Source organism: Campylobacter sp. BCW_6873, from assembly GCF_001762365.1.
In the GTDB taxonomy this organism is placed as follows: Bacteria; Campylobacterota; Campylobacteria; order Campylobacterales; family Campylobacteraceae; genus Campylobacter_D; species Campylobacter_D jejuni.
In genome coordinates, this window is the sequence record NZ_MJWS01000079.1 from 91,495 (window position 1) to 107,944 (window position 16,450).

A 16,450-nucleotide genomic window follows, 5' to 3' on the forward strand; every position below is an offset into this window, starting at 1 on the left:
TCTTGCTTGATCTATCATCAACAATAGATTAAAGGAAGAATCCATGAGAGTTTTAACGATATTTTTACTCTTTATGACAAGCATTTTTGCAGTGCAAATCAAGGATGTAGCAAACACTGTAGGTGTAAGAGATAACCAACTTATAGGTTATGGACTTGTTGTAGGGCTTAATGGAAGCGGCGATGGAACAAGCTCTAAATTTACACTACAATCCATCTCAAACCTTTTGCAAGGTATGAATATCAAAGTAGATCCTAACGATATCAAATCAAAAAATACCGCAGCTGTTATGGTTACAGCCAAACTTCCGGCCTTTGCAAAAAGCGGAGATAAACTTGATATTACCGTTTCATCTATGGGTGATGCAAAATCTTTACAAGGCGGAACACTTTTACTGACTGCACTTCGTGGGATTGATGGTGAAATTTATGCTATAGCACAAGGCTCTATCTCAACAGGAGGTTTAACACCTAGACCAGGAGGAGCAGGTTCTCACTCAACTGCTGCAATCGTAATGGGCGGAGCTAATGTAGAAAGAGAAATTCCACAAAATTTTAGTCAAAATAATGATCTAACCTTAAGCTTAAAAGTAGCGGACTTTAAAACCGCAAATGATATAGAAAGAGTTTTAAATACCGTTTTTGGCGAAGAAGTGGCTAAAGCCATCGACTCTCGCACAGTAAAACTCAAAAAACCTGAAGATCTTTCAAATGTTGATTTTATGGCAAGAGTTTTAGAACAAGATATAGCTTATAAACCACAAAGCAAAGTTATCATTGATGAAAGAACAGGAACAGTGATTGCTGGAGTTGATGTAGAGGTAGAACCTGTTTTAATCACTCATAAAGATATCACCATAAAAATAGATCCAAACAATAACGCAGTAGCTAATCAAAATGAAATCGATATGAAAGATGGTGGTTTTGTAGATCCAAGTTCAAATACCTTAAGAATCAACAATGCAAAAAGTACAGTTGCAAATATAGCTAGAATGCTTAACAAACTTGGAGCAACCCCAAATGACATTATCGCTATTATGGAAAATTTAAAGCGCGCAGGTGCAATTAACGCGGATTTGGAGATCATCTAATGAAAATCGATAATTTTTTAAATACTTATAGTATGAATAGTGCTTTACTTGATCGTGCAGCTAAAGCAAGAAGTTTAGAATCAAGCATCAAAATAAATGATAATGATATAGTTACAAAGAGCAAAGAAGATGAAGCCTTAAAAGAACAAACAGATGCTTTTGAGGCATTTTTTTTAAAGCAAGTTTTAGACGTATCTTTAAAAAGTCAAAATTCACTCTTTGGAAAAGATGCCAGTGATGAAATATACTCTTCCATGTATAACGATACCATGAGTAAAGCTTTAAGTGGAGGTATGGGTTTTTCAAAATTATTATACGATTTTTTAAAAGAAAGGGGTTAAGTTTTTTAAATTTGGGTCGATATGGTTTGTAGAGGATTATAACTAAGATCAAGGAGGCAGAAATGATCAATCCTATACAACAAAGTTATGTGGCAAATACCACATTAAATACAAATAGAATAGATAAAGAAACAAAAACAAACGATACTCAAAAAACGGAAAATGATAAAGCGAGCAAAATCGCAGAGCAGATTAAAAACGGTACTTATAAAATCGATACAAAAGCTACAGCTGCTGCGATTGCTGACTCTTTAATCTAAATTTTCATTCTCCTTTTTTGAGAGAGAAAAGGAGAAAATATGCTTAAACAAAGACTTGATGAAGTAAATGCTATCTTAGCAAAACTTATTGCTTTAACCGAAGAAGATATAGAAAATATCAAAGTGGCTAAACATGAGAGTGTAACGCCAAGTGTAGAAGAAAAAAACAAACTTATCGCCGAATTTATTACAGCCAAAAAACAACTTGATGTTGCCTTGGTTGAGCTAAATAATAGCTCTACAAAAGGGCTTAGTGAACTCTTAGATGATGAAGATAAACAAAAACTAGATCTACTTAAAAAAAATCTTCAAAACCTTCATAGTAAAAACAAAGAGTATGCTAAATTTGTTCTTATTGTCAAAGATTTTCTTGATAGCTTAGTAAATAAAATGTTTGATATCAATGATGGAACAAATAATGCTTATGGAGATAAAAAGACAAATCCAGAGTCAATTTTCAAGATCAATGTATAAGGATTTATAATGGGTATTTTTGGAACATTATACACAGGTGTTACAGGCTTAAAGGCAAGCGAAGTTCAAATCGCAACAACTGGAAATAATATCTCAAATGCTAATGCAACTTTTTATACACGCCAAAGAGTAGTGCAAACTACAAATGGGTATATTACCACAGGTGGAGTTCAAGTAGGCACAGGAACTGCTATAGAAAGTATAGTGCGTTTGCATGATGAGTATTCTTACTATAAATTAAAAGGTGCATCAAACCAACTAGAATACACTAAATATATGGCTTCAACCTTACAAGAAATCGCTCAGCGTTTTCCAGACTTACAAAATACTGGAATTTTGAAAGATTTAGAAAATTATAACAAAGCTTGGAATGATTTTGCATCTAACCCTAATGAAAATGCCACAAAAATAGCCCTTGTAAAAGCTTCTCAAACCTTAACAGAAAGCGTTAATAACACTTTTGCAACCTTGGATAAAATCCAAAAAAAAGTAAATGATGATATTAAAAATACGGTTGATGAGATTAATAGAATCGGTGAAGAAATTGCTACTATAAATAAACAAATTTATGGACAAGAAGCCTTACCAACAGAACACGCAAATGAGCTTAGGGATAGAAGAGATGAGCTTGAGCTTACTCTTTCAAAGCTAGTTAGTGCAGTTGCAAGCAAAAATGAAATCAATCAAGACAATCGCCTTGATACAACCATCACTGATCCAGGACATCAATACAATCTAAGCATAGAAGGTTTTAGTATAGTAGATGGGATAAATTTTCATCCTTTAAAGCTTGATTATGATGATAAGAATAAATCTTATAGTATTTATTATGAAACTCCTGATGAAAAAGTTCGAGATCTTACTGCAAAGATTAGCGGTGGACAGCTTGGCGCTCAACTTGACTTACGCGGTAGAAACTATAGCAAAAGCGAAGGAAAATATAAAGATGGAATTATCCAAGGTTATATGGATTCTTTAGATACTTTTGCTAAGACCATGATCAATGAAACTAACAATCTTTATGCAAGTTCTGCGAAAAGTTCTGTTACTTCTGATTATCTATCTGGACTTAAGGGAGATATTCCTTTAGTTAATTACGACAGAACCATACAACCAGGAAGTTTCGATATAGTCATTTATGATGATAAAGGGGATAAAAAACTCACCAAAACCATCACCATAGATGTAAATACAACCATGAATGATATCATGCGTCAAATCAATGCTAATACAGATGATAATAACGATCACAATGCAAATAATGATGTTGATGATCATATCAATGCAAGTTTTAGCTACGATGCAAAAACTGGAGATGGTTTATTCCAAATCAATGCAAAATCAGGCTTTAAGGTAGCCATTGAAGATAAAGGCACAAATTTCGCAGGTGCGTTTAGCATAGGTGGTTTTTTCAGCGGAACCGATGCAAGCGACATGAAAGTAAAAGATTCTATCTTAAATGATCCAAGCACAGTAAGAGCAAGCTCAAATGGGGTTGATAGTGGCAATGACATGGCAAATAAAATCATCCAACTTCAATATGATAAAGTTAATTTTTATAATGAAGATGGTACTATCGATAATCTTACTATGGAAGAATATTACCGCAAACTTACAGGTAAAATAGCCTCAGATGGTGAAAATAACAATGTTGTAAATTCAAGCAATGAAACTCTTTATAATTCTGTTTATAGCGAGTACCAATCTAAAAGTGGTGTAAATACAAATGAAGAATTAGCCGCTCTTATACAATACCAATCAAGTTACGGTGCTGCAGCAAAAATCGTCTCAACTGTAGATCAAATGCTTGATACCTTACTAGGACTTAAATCTTAAGCTCTAGTAATATCAAGTGAAAAATTTTATCCATCTTAAAGCCAAGCTTGATTTTTTAGCCAATCAAAAAAACACCAATCATTCCCTTTTTGAAACTCCAGATCCTTTGCAAATTGCTAAAATTCACAATGATGAATTTACTGCCTTAATTTGTGCTTTATTTGCCTATGGAAATGCTAAAAATATAGTAAATTTTCTAAAAAAACTTGATTTTTCTTTATTAAACCTTCAAGAAAAACAAATAAAAAAAGAACTTAAAAATTTAAAATACCGCTTCCAAAATGAGAAAGATATACAAGAAATTTTTATCACTCTTTCAAGACTTAAAAATGAAATTTCACTCTACGAACTTTTTTATCAAGCCTATCAAAAAAGAGAAAATACCACAGATGCCATCTTAGCTTTTATGCAAAAAATCAAAACCATAAATTCATATTCAAGTTATGGGTATGATTTTTTCTTTGGAAAAATTTGGCAAAACACCCCTACTTCACCTCTTAAACGCTATAATATGTATCTAAGATGGATGGTTAGAAAAGATGAACTTGATCTTGGACTTTTTACCAAAATTCACACCAAAGATCTTTTAATTCCACTTGATACACATACACATAAAATTTCCTTGACTTTAGGACTTCTAAAGCGTAAAATATATGATTATAAAAGTGTTTTAGAACTCACGCAAAATTTAAAAAAATTAGATGCAAATGATCCCATAAAATATGACTTTGCACTCTATCGTTTAGGGCAAAGTAAGGAAATTGACAAATTTAAGGAGTGAAAAATGGGCTTTGAGCACTTAGATACAATTTATTATTTTATACTTTTTTTTGTAGCTCTTTTTGCTGGTTTTATAGATTCTATTGTAGGTGGAGGAGGGCTTATTACTCTACCAGCGCTCATAGCCTGTGGGATTCCTGCGCATTTATCTTTAGCAACAAACAAACTCCAAAGCGTCTTTGGTTCTTTTACGGCTACTTTAACTTATTTTAAATCCACCACTCTACCTCATCTTGCTTGGGGTGTTTTTTTTACAGCCTTAGGAGCAGCTATAGGAAGTTATAGCGTTCTTTTTGTAAAAGATGAGCAATTAAAGCTTATTATCTTAATCTTTTTAACTCTTACTTTCTTATATACAGCCTTGCGTCCTAACTTAGGTAAACACGAAAGCGAACCTAAAATAAAAAATATCAAAATTTTTCATTTAATTTGTGGCTTAACTTTAGGATTTTATGATGGATTTTTAGGGCCTGGAACGGGTTCATTTTGGATTTTTGCTTGTGTGATGCTACTAGGTTTTAATATGAGAAAAGCAAGCATTAATACTAAAATTTTAAATTTCACTAGTAATATCATTGCTCTTGCTATATTTTTATGGCAGTACGAACTTTTATGGGTTGTAGGTTTGCTTATGGGTGTAGGACAAGTTTTAGGAGCTTATTTAGGCTCAAAACTTGTGTTAAAAACTAATGGAAAGTTTATAAAAACTTTATTTTTAATCGTTGTAGGAGCTACTATCATTAAAGTAGCTTGGGATTATTTTAGTTAAAATTGACCCCTGAGCTAAGCTCCCACATAGGTAAGAATATACCTAAAGCCAAAAACAAAACTAAAAGCGCTACAAATAAAGTCATCATAGGTTCTAAAAAAACCAAAAATCTATCCATCAAATTTTCGCTTTTTTGTTGATAATATTTGGCAATTTCTTCACTTAATACTTCAAGTCTTCCACTTTTCATCGCAACACTAAGCATAGAAAATACCAAAGAATCAAAAATATCAATCTTTTTAAAAACCTGACTTAACTCAAGACCAGAATCTATAAAACTAAAAAGTTTTTTATACTGAAAAATTAAAAATTTATTTTCAAGCCCTATAATAGCTAAATCAAAAGCTTTAGATATTGAAATTCCATTTTTTAAAAGTAAAGAAAAAACCATAAAAAAATAATAATTTTGATTATAAATAATCAAACGAGAAATCAAAGGTATTTTTAAAAATAAAAAATCGCAAGAAAAAGCAAAAGAATGAAAATTTTTATAAGCTAAAATAAGCATAACAATAAAAATAACAAACAAAAATATGCAAAAAATTCCATAGTCATCTAAAAAATTATAAATTTCTAACATTACATGCGTGATAAAAGGCAAACTCGTGCCTAAATTTTCAAATAAATCTTTAAAATTAGGCACTACAAAAAGCATTAAAAACAAAAATGCTCCGATAATACTTAAAAAAACCAAAGTAGGATATCTAAAAGCCTTTTTTAATTGTTTTTGAGTCTCTAAGCTTTTTTCTCGAAGTTTAGAAATTTGATTAAACACTTCGCTGATTTTTCCTGTCTTTTCAGCCGTTTTAATCAAGGCTAACTCCGCACGATTTAATCCAAAATTAGCATTTTCAAAAGCTTGATTTAGATTTTGAGCTAAAATTAAATTGTCTAATATTTTTTTCATAATCTTGCAAGAATGCATAAGATATAATTCTCTAATCGCTTCTTGAACACTTAATCCAACTTCACACAACAAAGCCAGCTCTTTAAAAAAGAGTATAAAATTTTCATCTTTTAATCTCTGAAAATTAGATTTTTGAATTTCTTTTATATTAATGATTTTCCAATTCTTTGATAAGGCTTTTGCTTGTGCTGTATTTAAATTTTCAGCTTTTATAGTTTTTGTATAATTTTGATTGTTTTTAAGAAATTCTACTTCATAAAATTTCATCTTACAACCCTTAAAAGCTCATCTATACTTGTAAGACCTTCTTTGGCTTTTTTTAAACCTTGTTCAAACATAGTTTGAAAACCATATTTTTTTGCAAGCTCCATTAAAATCGTTTTATCTTGATTTTCCCTAATTGCACAAGCTAAATCTTCATTGATCTCTAAGCACTCAGCGATTAATTCTCTGCCAAAAAATCCACTATGATGACAACGCTCACATCCTTTTGGTTCAAAAAATTCACCTTCAAATTCAATATAATGTTTTTTGCTTTTTTGCTTACACCAAGGACAAAGTTTTCTAACCAAACGCTGTGCTATAACAAGACTCAAAGCCGATGCTATCAAGTAACTTTTTGCTTGCATATCCAAAAGCCTATCAATGGTACTAAGAGCATCATTAGTATGCAAGGTGCTTAAAAGCAAATGACCTGTTAAAGAAGCTTTAAGTGCAATATCTAAACTTTCTTCATCGCGAATTTCTCCTATCATGATAATATCAGGATCTTGCCTTAAAATTGCTCTTAAAATACTATTAAACTCGACTCCAACTTTTGAATTAAGCAAAATTTGCTGCACTAAAGGAATTTTATATTCTATAGGATCTTCTGCTGAAATAATCTTTTTTTCAATACTTTTCAACTCATTTAAACACGCGTATAAAGTTGTACTTTTACCACTGCCAGTAGGGCCGGTTAATAAAATCATTCCATTGGGACGATGTAAAATCTTTTTTAAAATTTCTAAATTTTTATCTCCAAGATTTAGTTTATACAAATCCAAAATTTCTTTATCATGTTTTAAAATTCTTATAACAACACTTTCGCCATAAATCAAAGGCAAACATGAAACACGAAAATCATATCTTTCATTTTCAAAATCTAATTCAAAACTTCCATCTTGTGTTTTTCTTGATTCAGCTAAATTCAAACAAGCTAAAAATTTGACATGAAAAACCAAAGCTTCATAAACATCCTTCTCAAAAATAGCAAATTCACGCAAAATTCCATCAACCCTAAACCTAATCAAAGCATCATCATTCCTTGCTTCTATATGAATATCACTCGCATGAAAAGATAAAATTTCATGTAATAAAAAATCAAAAATTTGACTGATGCAACTTTGATCATCTCTTTTTTGATTTTCTTGCCATTCAAGTCTAAGCTTAATGCTTAATCTTTTAATCTCCTCTTGAATACGAATTTGATTTAAAATTTTAGCTATCTTTAATTCATCGGCAATTGCAGTGACGATTTTTTCACAAATCATAAAAGTCTTAACTTGCTCTAAAAGCTCTAAAGAACAAGGTTTAGATCTAATAATCATAAAGCCGTCATTGTTTTTAATAAGCAGAAATTTAAATTTTAAAAGTAAAGAAAAAGGTATACCTTCATAAATAAAATCATTATCTTCATCTAAATCAACAAAATGTAAATTACAAAAATTTGCTAATTTTTTAAAAAAATCCCAAGAAGTGATATTAAATTTAGTGCAAATTTCATCAAGACTTATTTCATTATCAATATAAGCTTGAAAAATTTTATCCATTCTACTTTCCATCTAATTCCATTAAACCATAATAATTTATATAAGCATCTAAAGCACTTTGAGCTTCTTTTTCTTCACCTAAAGCTCTTTTAGCCTGAGCAAAAATCAGCCAAGAATCTTGTTTTTGCTTGTCAAGTTCATTGGCTTTTAAAGCCCAAAATATTGTCTTTTGATAAGCTTTAATATCAAAATACTTCTTAGCTAAATTTAATGCCTTTTCATAGCTTGGATTTTGATAAAAAGATTTTTTTAAATCAGAAATATTTAAAATTTTAGAATCAATTTCTATCTTACTAATGTGTGTATTTTCCCGCACCGCTTTAACTTCTTCTAGTTCTTTATATAACTTTTCCCTAGAAATCTTATTTTTTTCTTGTAAAATTTGCGCTTGAAGAATCTTTTGCTCTAAATGCTTTTTATGTTCAATAGCTTGCAAATAAATATTTTTTTGCTTATTATATTTTTGCATTAGCACAAAAAAACAAAATGCTATCACTAAGATTAAAACAATTAAAAATAAATATTTTAAATATTTTTTAAGTAAAAAATATTTATACCTAAGCTCAAGTTCTTTAATTCTTTCTTGCATACCTTACCTTAATAAGCCATTCTCTAAAGCACTAAGCTTTAAAATATACTCTTGACTTTTGTTTGTATCAAAAAAACTATTTATCTCATAAAAACTTTTTAAAGTTTTATCAATATATCTTAAATTTCCTTGAGAAATTTTTTGTAAAAACTTAAGACATTTATTTGAAAAATTCATTCCGAATTTCAATTTAATATAATCATCAAGCTCTAAAAGACTAATATTTTTCAATTCAAAACAAGCACTTAAACGACTTTTAAAATGCTCTTTTTTAAGTATATTTAACTTTTTATGAGAACTTAAAACAAAACTTATAGAATCACTATAAATCCTAATGCTTTCTAGCATTGCATAATCATACATTCCTACTTCATCAAGAATGATTAAACTCTGACCTTGTGAAATCAAAAACTCAATTTTTTCTTTTAAGAAACTCTGATCTTTAAAATTTTCATTAATAAAATCAACATTATATTTTTTTGCCAATCTTTGCAACAATACACTTTTACCGCTACCACTTTTTCCCCATAAAAAAATAAAAGCTTTTTGGCTTTCTAAAATTTGATTGATTTGATGAAAAATTTCTTCTCTAAATGGAATAATTTTACTCATAATGCTTAAATCCTAGATCTTTAAGACTTGGAGCGTTTACACTATCTACTATACTTGGAGTGATAATAAAAACAATTTCGGTTGCTTTAGAATTTAAAACTTCTCCTTTAAACAAAGAACCTAGAATTGGAATTTTTGATAGAAAATTGATAGAATTTTTCTCATTAGATTTATCGTGAGAAATCAATCCACCTAAAATTAAAGTTTGATTATTCTCTACTTGCACAACACTAGAAAGCTTTTTTTGTATGGTATCAGGAGCAATAGTTCTTGGTTCTTTTTGTCGTTTATTATCTTCTGGATACTTAAAATCACTTAAGCTTGGATTAATTCTAAGCATTATTTTTCCATCATCAGAAATTTCAGGCAAGATATTGAGTAAAATGCCTATAAAAATAGAATAATTATTATAACTTTCACTAACAGTAGTCCCATTTTCAGTACCTTTAGAACTTTCTTTGACTTGATAATTTATAGTATCGCCTACAGAAATAATGGCTTGTTGGTTGTTTAAAGCCATAAGCTTTGGATTAGAAAGCACGCTAGTTTTTCCATTTTGAGAAAGAAAGTTAATAATAGAATCAAAATTTAAATTCGCCCTTAAACCCAAATTCTTAACAAAACCTTGCCCATTTTGAAACTGAATAAAAGAATTTTCATTATTTACTTGCGAATTTAAACCTATATTAAAATTTTGCCAATTAATCCCACTAGAATGGCTTTCATTTAAACTCACAGCAAGTATGCTAACATCGATAATAACTTGTTTTTTAAGACGATTTTCTAGTTTTTGCAAATAATTTTTCACACTTTTTAACTGAGAATTTGTTCCAGTTACTATAATAAGACCTGCATTGGGATTTATGATGGGAGTTTTAGCCTCATAATCTTCATGAGAATTTTTTAATAATACAACAATCTCTTTTTCTATATTTTGCCAAAAATCAAATTTTTCCATACTTTTAATCATATTGTCTTCTGCATCATCAAAACTACCGCTATATTCACTTTGCCTTGGTTTAGCGTCTACAGACGCTTTAGTTATGCTTTGTCCTTCTCTGATAGAAGTGATATAACTTATCTTAAAAATCTTCGTATTAATACCTGAAATTCTTAAAATTTTACCATCAAAATCATAGCTAAGATCATGCTCTTTGATAAAAAAATTAAAAATTTCGTCTAAACTCATTTGATGAATATTGACAGAATTTTGCAATGTTTCTAATTTTTCTTTGGCAATTTTATCTTTAACAATAATACTAAAAGAACAATATTTTGCAAGCTCATCAAGACTTTCTTGTATGCTTAATTTTTCATTAATACTGATATCAAAAAGACGCTTTTGACAATCTAAAGCATAAAGATAATGGCAAAAAAGAATGTTAATTAATATTAATCTTATCATTTTTATTTATTTGGATTGCAATTTCTAAATTATCATATTGGAATTTAATCTCTTTAGTATTTATTTCATATATTATAGCATCATCAATCATATCACCTTTTTTATACCATCGATCATAAATTTTTACTTTATCAAGCATAATTGCAGTAATTTTAATATGTCTTAATTTTTCAAAAGTAGGATTCACAAATGGGTTTTGAAGAGTATTAAAATTTATGCGATTTTCTTTATCTATAAGTTTAAAATACTCTTCAAAATTATCTTGTGCAAACAAAGTGCTAAAACACAATGTAGCACTAAAAATATATTTTATCAGCTTTCAACCTCATTGCTATAATCAGCCATAGCGATACGCTTAAGCTGTCTATAGCGACGTTGAGCGTCTTTTTTATTGCGTTCAAAAAGCTCAGCAGCGTGTTCAGGATTTGCTTTTTTAAGTGAATTATAACGCACTTCATTCATTAAAAATTGCTCATATAAATCCCAATCAGGCTCTTTTCCTGTTAGAGTTAAAGGATTTTTTCCTTGCTCTTCTAAACGAGGATCAAAGGTATAAAGTGGCCAATAACCACATTTTGTAGCAAGCTCACCTTGCTCTCCTGAGTAACCCAGCCCACCTTTAATACCATGAGCTATACAAGGAGAATAACAAATCACCAAAGATGGTCCATCATAGGCCTCAGCTGCAGTGATAGCTTTGATAAGATGAGTATAATTTGCCATTGAATTTACTTGTGCTACAAAAATATAACCATAAGTCATAGCAATTTGACCTAGATCTTTTTTCTGTATAGGTTTACCTGCTGCTGCAAACTGTGCTACAGCTCCTGTTCTAGAAGATTTTGAACTTTGACCGCCTGTATTAGAATAAACTTCTGTATCAAGCACTAAAATATTTACATTTTCTCCACTTGCTAAAACATGATCAAGTCCGCCATAGCCTATATCATAAGCCCAACCATCACCACCAAAAATCCAGTGAGATTTTTTACTTAAATACTGTTTAAGCTCTAATATATCTTGCACAGCTTTGATATTTTTATTTTGATCTAAAATAGGGATCATTTTATCTTTAATTTCCACAGACATAGCACCATTGTCTTTATTTGCAATCCAATCTTTAAAAAGAGCTGATAAAGCATTTGGAACTTCTTGCATACTTTCATTCATGATATGTTCAATGCGGTGTCTTGTATTTTCAGTTGCAATTTTCATACCCAAACCAAACTCAGCATTGTCTTCAAAAAGTGAATTTCCCCAAGCAGGACCGTGTCCATTTTTCACACTTTTTCTATAAGGAGTTGATGGAGCTGAACCCCCATAAATAGAACTACAACCTGTAGCATTAGCCACAATCATTCTTTCACCGAACAATCTTGTAATTAAAGTAATATAAGGAGTTTCCCCACATCCAGGACATGCCCCATGAAATTCAAATAAAGGTTGGGCAAATTGCGCTCCTTTTGTGGTTTCTTTATTTAAAATATCATCTTTATAAGTAATTTCTTTAAATAAATAATCCGCATTTTCTTGCTCACCAAAATCCATCTCTTCTTGAAGTGGTACCATAACCAAAGATTTTTCTTTAGTAGGACACTCATGAACACAAAGCTCACAGCCTGTACAATCAAGTGGAGAAACTTGAATTTTAAAGCTTAATTTTTCTCCTTTGGTTCCTTTAGCTTCTAAAGCATGATCTTTTACACCGCGAGGTGCATTTGCCATTTCTTCATCATTAATCAAAAATGGCCTGATAACAGCATGCGGACAAACTGAAGCACATTGATTACATTGAATACAATTTGCCTCTATCCATCTTGGTACCATAACCCCAACACCGCGTTTTTCGTATTCGGTTGTGCCGTGTTCAAAACTTCCATCTTCATAACCTAAAAAGGCTGAAACAGGCAAATCATCACCCTTAGCCGCATTCATAGGTTTTACGATTTTTTCAACAAATTCAGTACCTTTATAGGCATTAGTTTGTTCTTTTTCTTTAAGCTCTAAATTTTTCCAATTTGGATCCACTTCAACTTTTACAAGTCCATCAGCACCCACATCAATAGCCTTGTAATTCATTTCTACAATAGCATCGCCTTTTTTACTATAAGATTTATACGCAAGCTCTTTCATGTATTTTTGTGCGTCTTCATAAGGAATGATTTTTGCAAGTTTGAAAAAGGCTGATTGCATAATGGTATTTGTACGATTTCCCAAACCTATATCACGAGCTAGTTTGGTTGCATTGATGATATAAAAATTTACTTCTTTTTCAGCTAAAGTTTTCTTTACTGCATCTGGAAGTTGTCTTATGGTTTCTTCAGCATTCCAAATACTATTTAAAAGGAAAGTTCCTCCTTTGCGAATTCCTGCTAAAACATCATAAATTTCCAAATAAGCCGCTACCGAACAAGCGATAAAATGCGGAGTTGAAACAAGATAAGTTGAACGGATAGGTTTTTTAGAAAATCTTAAATGGCTTCTTGTATAACCCCCTGATTTTTTAGAATCATAAGCAAAATAAGCTTGAGCGTAAAAATCCGTTTTATCCCCGATGATTTTAATCGAGTTTTTATTTGCGCCCACAGTTCCATCAGCACCAAGTCCGTAAAATAAACATTCGATCGTACTTTCATCTCCAAGTGAAATTTTCTCTCCAGTACTCAGTGAAGTATGAGTTACATCATCAACTATACCTACAGTAAAGCCATCTTTTGGATTATCAAGTTTAAGATTTTCAAATACTGCTATCATTTGAGCAGGATCAACATCCTTTGAAGAAAGTCCGTATCTTCCACCCACTATAACAGGAGCATTTTCTCTTCCATAGAAAGCTGATTTTACATCAAGATAAAGTGGCTCCCCAAGACTTCCTGGTTCTTTGGTTCTATCTAAAACTGCGATTTTTTTCACTGATTTTGGCATAACATCAAAGAAATATTTTAAGCTAAATGGGCGATAAAGATAAACTTTTAAAATCCCTACCTTTTCACCCTTAGCATTAAGATAGTCTACCACTTCTTCAAGTGCTTGAGTCACAGAACCCATAGCAACAATCACACGCTCTGGCTCTTTATGTCCATAATAAGTAAATGGTTTGTATTCTCTACCTGTGATTTTTGAAATTTCTTGCATATATTCATTAACAACATCAGGCAAAGCATCATAAAAACGGTTACTTACTTCTCTAGTTTGAAAATAAATATCATCATTTTGTGCTGTTCCGCGTGTTTTTGGATTTTCTGGATTTAAAGCATTATTTCTAAATTCAAGCAAAGCTTCTCTATCTAATAATCTATCAAAATGTGCATAATCCATTACTTCAACTTTTTGAATTTCATGGCTTGTTCTAAAACCATCAAAAAAATGCAAAAATGGCACTCTTCCCTTAATTGCAGCTAAATGTGCTATACCAGCTAAGTCCATGGTTTCTTGCACGGAATGCGAACAAAGCATAGCAAAACCAATTTGTCTTGCCGCATAAATATCTTGATGATCACCAAAGATAGACAAAGCTTGAGCAGCCAAAGAACGCGCTGCTACATGGATTACACAGGGGAGTAATTGACCTGCTATTTTATACATATTTGGAATTTTAAGGAGTAATCCTTGAGAAGCTGTATAAGTTGTAGTCAAAGCCCCAGCCTGTAAAGATCCATGCACACTACCTGCAGCACCTGCTTCACTTTGCATTTCTACGATTTTTACAGGAACTCCAAAAAGATTTTTTTTACCTGCAGCTGCCCACATATCGGTGTAATCAGCCATAGGAGAACTAGGTGTAATAGGATAAATTCCAGCAACTTCAGTAAAAGCATACGCAGCGTATGCAGCAGCCTCATTTCCGTCCATAGTTTTCATAATTTTACCCATTGAGACCTTCCTTTATATTGATAATTTTTATAATTTTTTAGCTATCAATTTACTATAAATTCTCTTAAAAGGCGTTTAACGAAAACTTGAAATTAGTTTAATCTAGCTATATAATTAACAGCCTCATATGCATTTAAAAATACCATAGAATGAGCTTTTAATTCATTTTCATTGCCATAGCCACAAGTTAAGGCCAAAGGAGTGATATTAGCAGAAATTGCAGCTTGAATATCTAGTATTGTATCGCCTATCATATAGGCATTTTCTTGAGTTTTATTGAGTCTTTTTAAAGCTAAAATTATAGGTTCAGAACTTGGCTTTGGATTCGTGACATCTTCAAGATTAATTAAAGTTTTAAAGAATTTTTTAACTCCCAAATAATCAAGTAAAATCGGAGTAAATTTACCTCCTTTTGTTGTAACTATGCCAAGATCTGCAATTTTGCTTCCAAGTTCTAATGCTTCTTTTACTTTAGGCAAAAGAGTGGTTTGTTCTAAATAAATTTGTGCATAAATTTCACGATAAGCTAATACAAATTCTTTACTTAAATTTACTTTATCTGGATAAAGCATTCTAAACATTTGCTCTAAAGGATAACCTATGAGATTTTTGATTTCTTCATTATTTTTAGAAGTTAACCCAAGGGCTTTAAAAGCTCCTTGGAAAGAATTTAAAATAGCATCAGTAGAATCAATTAAAGTGCCATCTAAATCAAATAAAATAGTTTTATTCATTATCTTAAAATAAATTTAGCATCCACTCTTCTATTATCCGCTCTACCTTCTTTAGTATCATTGCTTGAGCGAGGATTATCTTGACCATAACCTACTGTTTTTATGCGACTTTTTTCTACACCATATTTTTCAAGTTCATTAGCAACACTTTTAGCACGTCTTTCTGAAAGCTTTTGATTATAAGCCCTTGAACCGATATTATCTGTATGTCCTTCAAGAATAGTATCATATCTTTCATTTTCATCTAAAACTTTTGCAATTTCTTTGATTTTTTCTTGAAAAGTTGGATTTATAGTAGTTTTATCAAAACCAAAATGACCTTCCAAAGAAATAGTTTTTTCGCAACCATTTTCATCTAACAAAGCACCTTCTCTTGGTTCTACAGGACATTTTGCTTGTGGAGCTGGACGAGTATCAGCAACTTCTTCTACAGCTTTTTCCTTTTTGCCACCAAAACCAAAACTAATACCTAAAGTTGAAACCCAATTATGGTTTGCATGATTAAAATTAATTTGATCTCTAGTTTCAAGTTTTAAAGCCAAAGAATCGCTAAGACGGAATTTTACACCCGCGCCATAATGCCCAAATCCACCGCTTTTATTATCATAAGCAGCATTTGAAAAATCCTCATATCCTCCACCTGCTAAACCATAGAAATAAAATTTCTCACCTACATCAATACCTTTAATAGCACTCAAATAAGTTCTTGTAATATCTGTAGTTTTATTTGTATTTGTATATTTAACATCAGAATAATGCTCTAACCCAAATTCTAATTGATCAAGCCAAAAATCGTCAAAATGATAACCAAGTCTAATCCCTGGTGCATAACGATTATCCATATCTAAATTACCCTCAAAGTAATTATAGTTTAAAGTTGGAGTGATTTCAAATTTTACATTGTTATCAGCACCAAATAAAACACTTGCCAAACCTAAACATAAGAATATTTTTTTCATAGAAAAAACC

At 31.1% G+C, this 16,450-nt stretch carries 16 protein-coding genes; 7 read left to right on the forward strand and 9 right to left on the reverse strand.

Translation table 11 applies throughout. The features are described from left to right. Positions 1–43: 43 nt before the first annotated feature. The 7 genes from AJ932_RS07585 to AJ932_RS07615 all read left to right on the forward strand — a co-directional run bounded on the left by AJ932_RS07585 (position 44) and on the right by AJ932_RS07615 (position 5,550). Positions 44–1,090: a flagellar basal body P-ring protein FlgI gene (locus tag AJ932_RS07585; RefSeq protein ID WP_070278683.1), complete on the forward strand. Its 1,047-nt coding sequence runs from the start codon at positions 44–46 to the stop codon at positions 1,088–1,090. Continuing rightward, positions 1,090–1,431 (forward strand): hypothetical protein, encoded by a 342-nt coding sequence (locus AJ932_RS07590; RefSeq protein WP_002862122.1) that lies wholly within the window; start codon positions 1,090–1,092, stop codon positions 1,429–1,431. The genes AJ932_RS07585 and AJ932_RS07590 overlap by 1 nt, the downstream gene beginning before the upstream one ends. Positions 1,432–1,493: 62 nt before the next feature. Beyond that, entirely contained in the window at positions 1,494–1,691 is a 198-nt protein-coding gene (gene flgM / locus AJ932_RS07595; RefSeq protein ID WP_002792053.1) for a flagellar biosynthesis anti-sigma factor FlgM, read from the forward strand. A gap of 39 nt (positions 1,692–1,730) precedes the next feature. After that, positions 1,731–2,165 (forward strand): flagellar protein FlgN, encoded by a 435-nt coding sequence (locus AJ932_RS07600; protein ID WP_002856482.1) that lies wholly within the window; start codon positions 1,731–1,733, stop codon positions 2,163–2,165. Positions 2,166–2,174: 9 nt separating this feature from the next. Then, a complete protein-coding gene (gene flgK / locus AJ932_RS07605) occupies positions 2,175–4,001 on the forward strand; it encodes a flagellar hook-associated protein FlgK (RefSeq protein ID WP_002921259.1) in 1,827 nt (608 codons plus the stop codon). A 16-nt stretch (positions 4,002–4,017) separates the two neighbouring features. Continuing rightward, on the forward strand, positions 4,018–4,782 hold the full coding sequence (locus tag AJ932_RS07610; RefSeq protein ID WP_002921261.1) for a TIGR02757 family protein: 765 nt from the start codon (positions 4,018–4,020) through the stop codon (positions 4,780–4,782). Positions 4,783–4,785: 3 nt separating this feature from the next. Beyond that, positions 4,786–5,550, forward strand: a complete 765-nt coding sequence (locus AJ932_RS07615; protein WP_070278686.1) for a TSUP family transporter — start codon at positions 4,786–4,788, stop codon at positions 5,548–5,550. Here AJ932_RS07615 and AJ932_RS07620 read toward each other — a convergent pair. The 9 genes from AJ932_RS07620 to cadF all read right to left on the reverse strand — a co-directional run bounded on the left by AJ932_RS07620 (position 5,543) and on the right by cadF (position 16,440). After that, positions 5,543–6,724: a type II secretion system F family protein gene (locus AJ932_RS07620; protein ID WP_002921263.1), complete on the reverse strand. Its 1,182-nt coding sequence runs from the start codon at positions 6,722–6,724 to the stop codon at positions 5,543–5,545. The genes AJ932_RS07615 and AJ932_RS07620 overlap by 8 nt on opposite strands. Further along, a complete protein-coding gene (locus AJ932_RS07625; RefSeq protein ID WP_002862127.1) occupies positions 6,721–8,280 on the reverse strand; it encodes a GspE/PulE family protein in 1,560 nt (519 codons plus the stop codon). Before AJ932_RS07625 ends, AJ932_RS07620 begins: the two co-directional genes overlap by 4 nt. Continuing rightward, positions 8,270–8,857, reverse strand: coding sequence for a hypothetical protein (locus AJ932_RS07630; protein ID WP_002921278.1), 588 nt, complete (start codon positions 8,855–8,857; stop codon positions 8,270–8,272). Before AJ932_RS07630 ends, AJ932_RS07625 begins: the two co-directional genes overlap by 11 nt. A gap of 3 nt (positions 8,858–8,860) precedes the next feature. After that, positions 8,861–9,469 carry an ATP-binding protein gene (locus AJ932_RS07635; RefSeq protein ID WP_002921280.1) on the reverse strand — a complete coding sequence of 203 codons (609 nt, stop codon included), beginning with the start codon at positions 9,467–9,469 and terminating at the stop codon, positions 8,861–8,863. Then, complete coding sequence (mshL, locus tag AJ932_RS07640) at positions 9,462–10,874, reverse strand: pilus (MSHA type) biogenesis protein MshL (RefSeq protein ID WP_070278688.1); 1,413 nt, start codon at positions 10,872–10,874, stop codon at positions 9,462–9,464. Before mshL ends, AJ932_RS07635 begins: the two co-directional genes overlap by 8 nt. Further along, positions 10,852–11,163 (reverse strand): hypothetical protein, encoded by a 312-nt coding sequence (locus AJ932_RS07645; protein ID WP_002855438.1) that lies wholly within the window; start codon positions 11,161–11,163, stop codon positions 10,852–10,854. The genes mshL and AJ932_RS07645 overlap by 23 nt, the downstream gene beginning before the upstream one ends. A gap of 23 nt (positions 11,164–11,186) precedes the next feature. Beyond that, positions 11,187–14,747 carry a pyruvate:ferredoxin (flavodoxin) oxidoreductase gene (gene nifJ, locus AJ932_RS07650; RefSeq protein ID WP_070278690.1) on the reverse strand — a complete coding sequence of 1,187 codons (3,561 nt, stop codon included), beginning with the start codon at positions 14,745–14,747 and terminating at the stop codon, positions 11,187–11,189. A 92-nt stretch (positions 14,748–14,839) separates the two neighbouring features. Then, complete coding sequence (locus AJ932_RS07655; protein ID WP_070278692.1) at positions 14,840–15,481, reverse strand: HAD family hydrolase; 642 nt, start codon at positions 15,479–15,481, stop codon at positions 14,840–14,842. After that, on the reverse strand, positions 15,481–16,440 hold the full coding sequence (gene cadF, locus AJ932_RS07660; protein ID WP_002862134.1) for a fibronectin-binding outer membrane protein CadF: 960 nt from the start codon (positions 16,438–16,440) through the stop codon (positions 15,481–15,483). Before cadF ends, AJ932_RS07655 begins: the two co-directional genes overlap by 1 nt. Positions 16,441–16,450: the final 10 nt, after the last annotated feature.

Excerpts from the sequence above, each read along its gene's own strand:
- nifJ (WP_070278690.1), bottom strand. The coding sequence starts at position 14,747 with ATGGGTAAAATTATGAAAACTATGGACGGAAATGAGGCTGCTGCATAC.
- AJ932_RS07615 (WP_070278686.1), top strand. The coding sequence starts at position 4,786 with ATGGGCTTTGAGCACTTAGATACAATTTATTATTTTATACTTTTTTTT.
- cadF (WP_002862134.1), bottom strand. The coding sequence starts at position 16,440 with ATGAAAAAAATATTCTTATGTTTAGGTTTGGCAAGTGTTTTATTTGGT.
- AJ932_RS07630 (WP_002921278.1), bottom strand. The coding sequence starts at position 8,857 with ATGCAAGAAAGAATTAAAGAACTTGAGCTTAGGTATAAATATTTTTTA.
- AJ932_RS07585 (WP_070278683.1), top strand. The coding sequence starts at position 44 with ATGAGAGTTTTAACGATATTTTTACTCTTTATGACAAGCATTTTTGCA.
- AJ932_RS07655 (WP_070278692.1), bottom strand. The coding sequence starts at position 15,481 with ATGAATAAAACTATTTTATTTGATTTAGATGGCACTTTAATTGATTCT.
- AJ932_RS07625 (WP_002862127.1), bottom strand. The coding sequence starts at position 8,280 with ATGGAAAGTAGAATGGATAAAATTTTTCAAGCTTATATTGATAATGAA.
- mshL (WP_070278688.1), bottom strand. The coding sequence starts at position 10,874 with ATGATAAGATTAATATTAATTAACATTCTTTTTTGCCATTATCTTTAT.
- AJ932_RS07635 (WP_002921280.1), bottom strand. The coding sequence starts at position 9,469 with ATGAGTAAAATTATTCCATTTAGAGAAGAAATTTTTCATCAAATCAAT.
- AJ932_RS07590 (WP_002862122.1), top strand. The coding sequence starts at position 1,090 with ATGAAAATCGATAATTTTTTAAATACTTATAGTATGAATAGTGCTTTA.
- AJ932_RS07600 (WP_002856482.1), top strand. The coding sequence starts at position 1,731 with ATGCTTAAACAAAGACTTGATGAAGTAAATGCTATCTTAGCAAAACTT.
- AJ932_RS07620 (WP_002921263.1), bottom strand. The coding sequence starts at position 6,724 with ATGAAATTTTATGAAGTAGAATTTCTTAAAAACAATCAAAATTATACA.
- flgM (WP_002792053.1), top strand. The coding sequence starts at position 1,494 with ATGATCAATCCTATACAACAAAGTTATGTGGCAAATACCACATTAAAT.
- flgK (WP_002921259.1), top strand. The coding sequence starts at position 2,175 with ATGGGTATTTTTGGAACATTATACACAGGTGTTACAGGCTTAAAGGCA.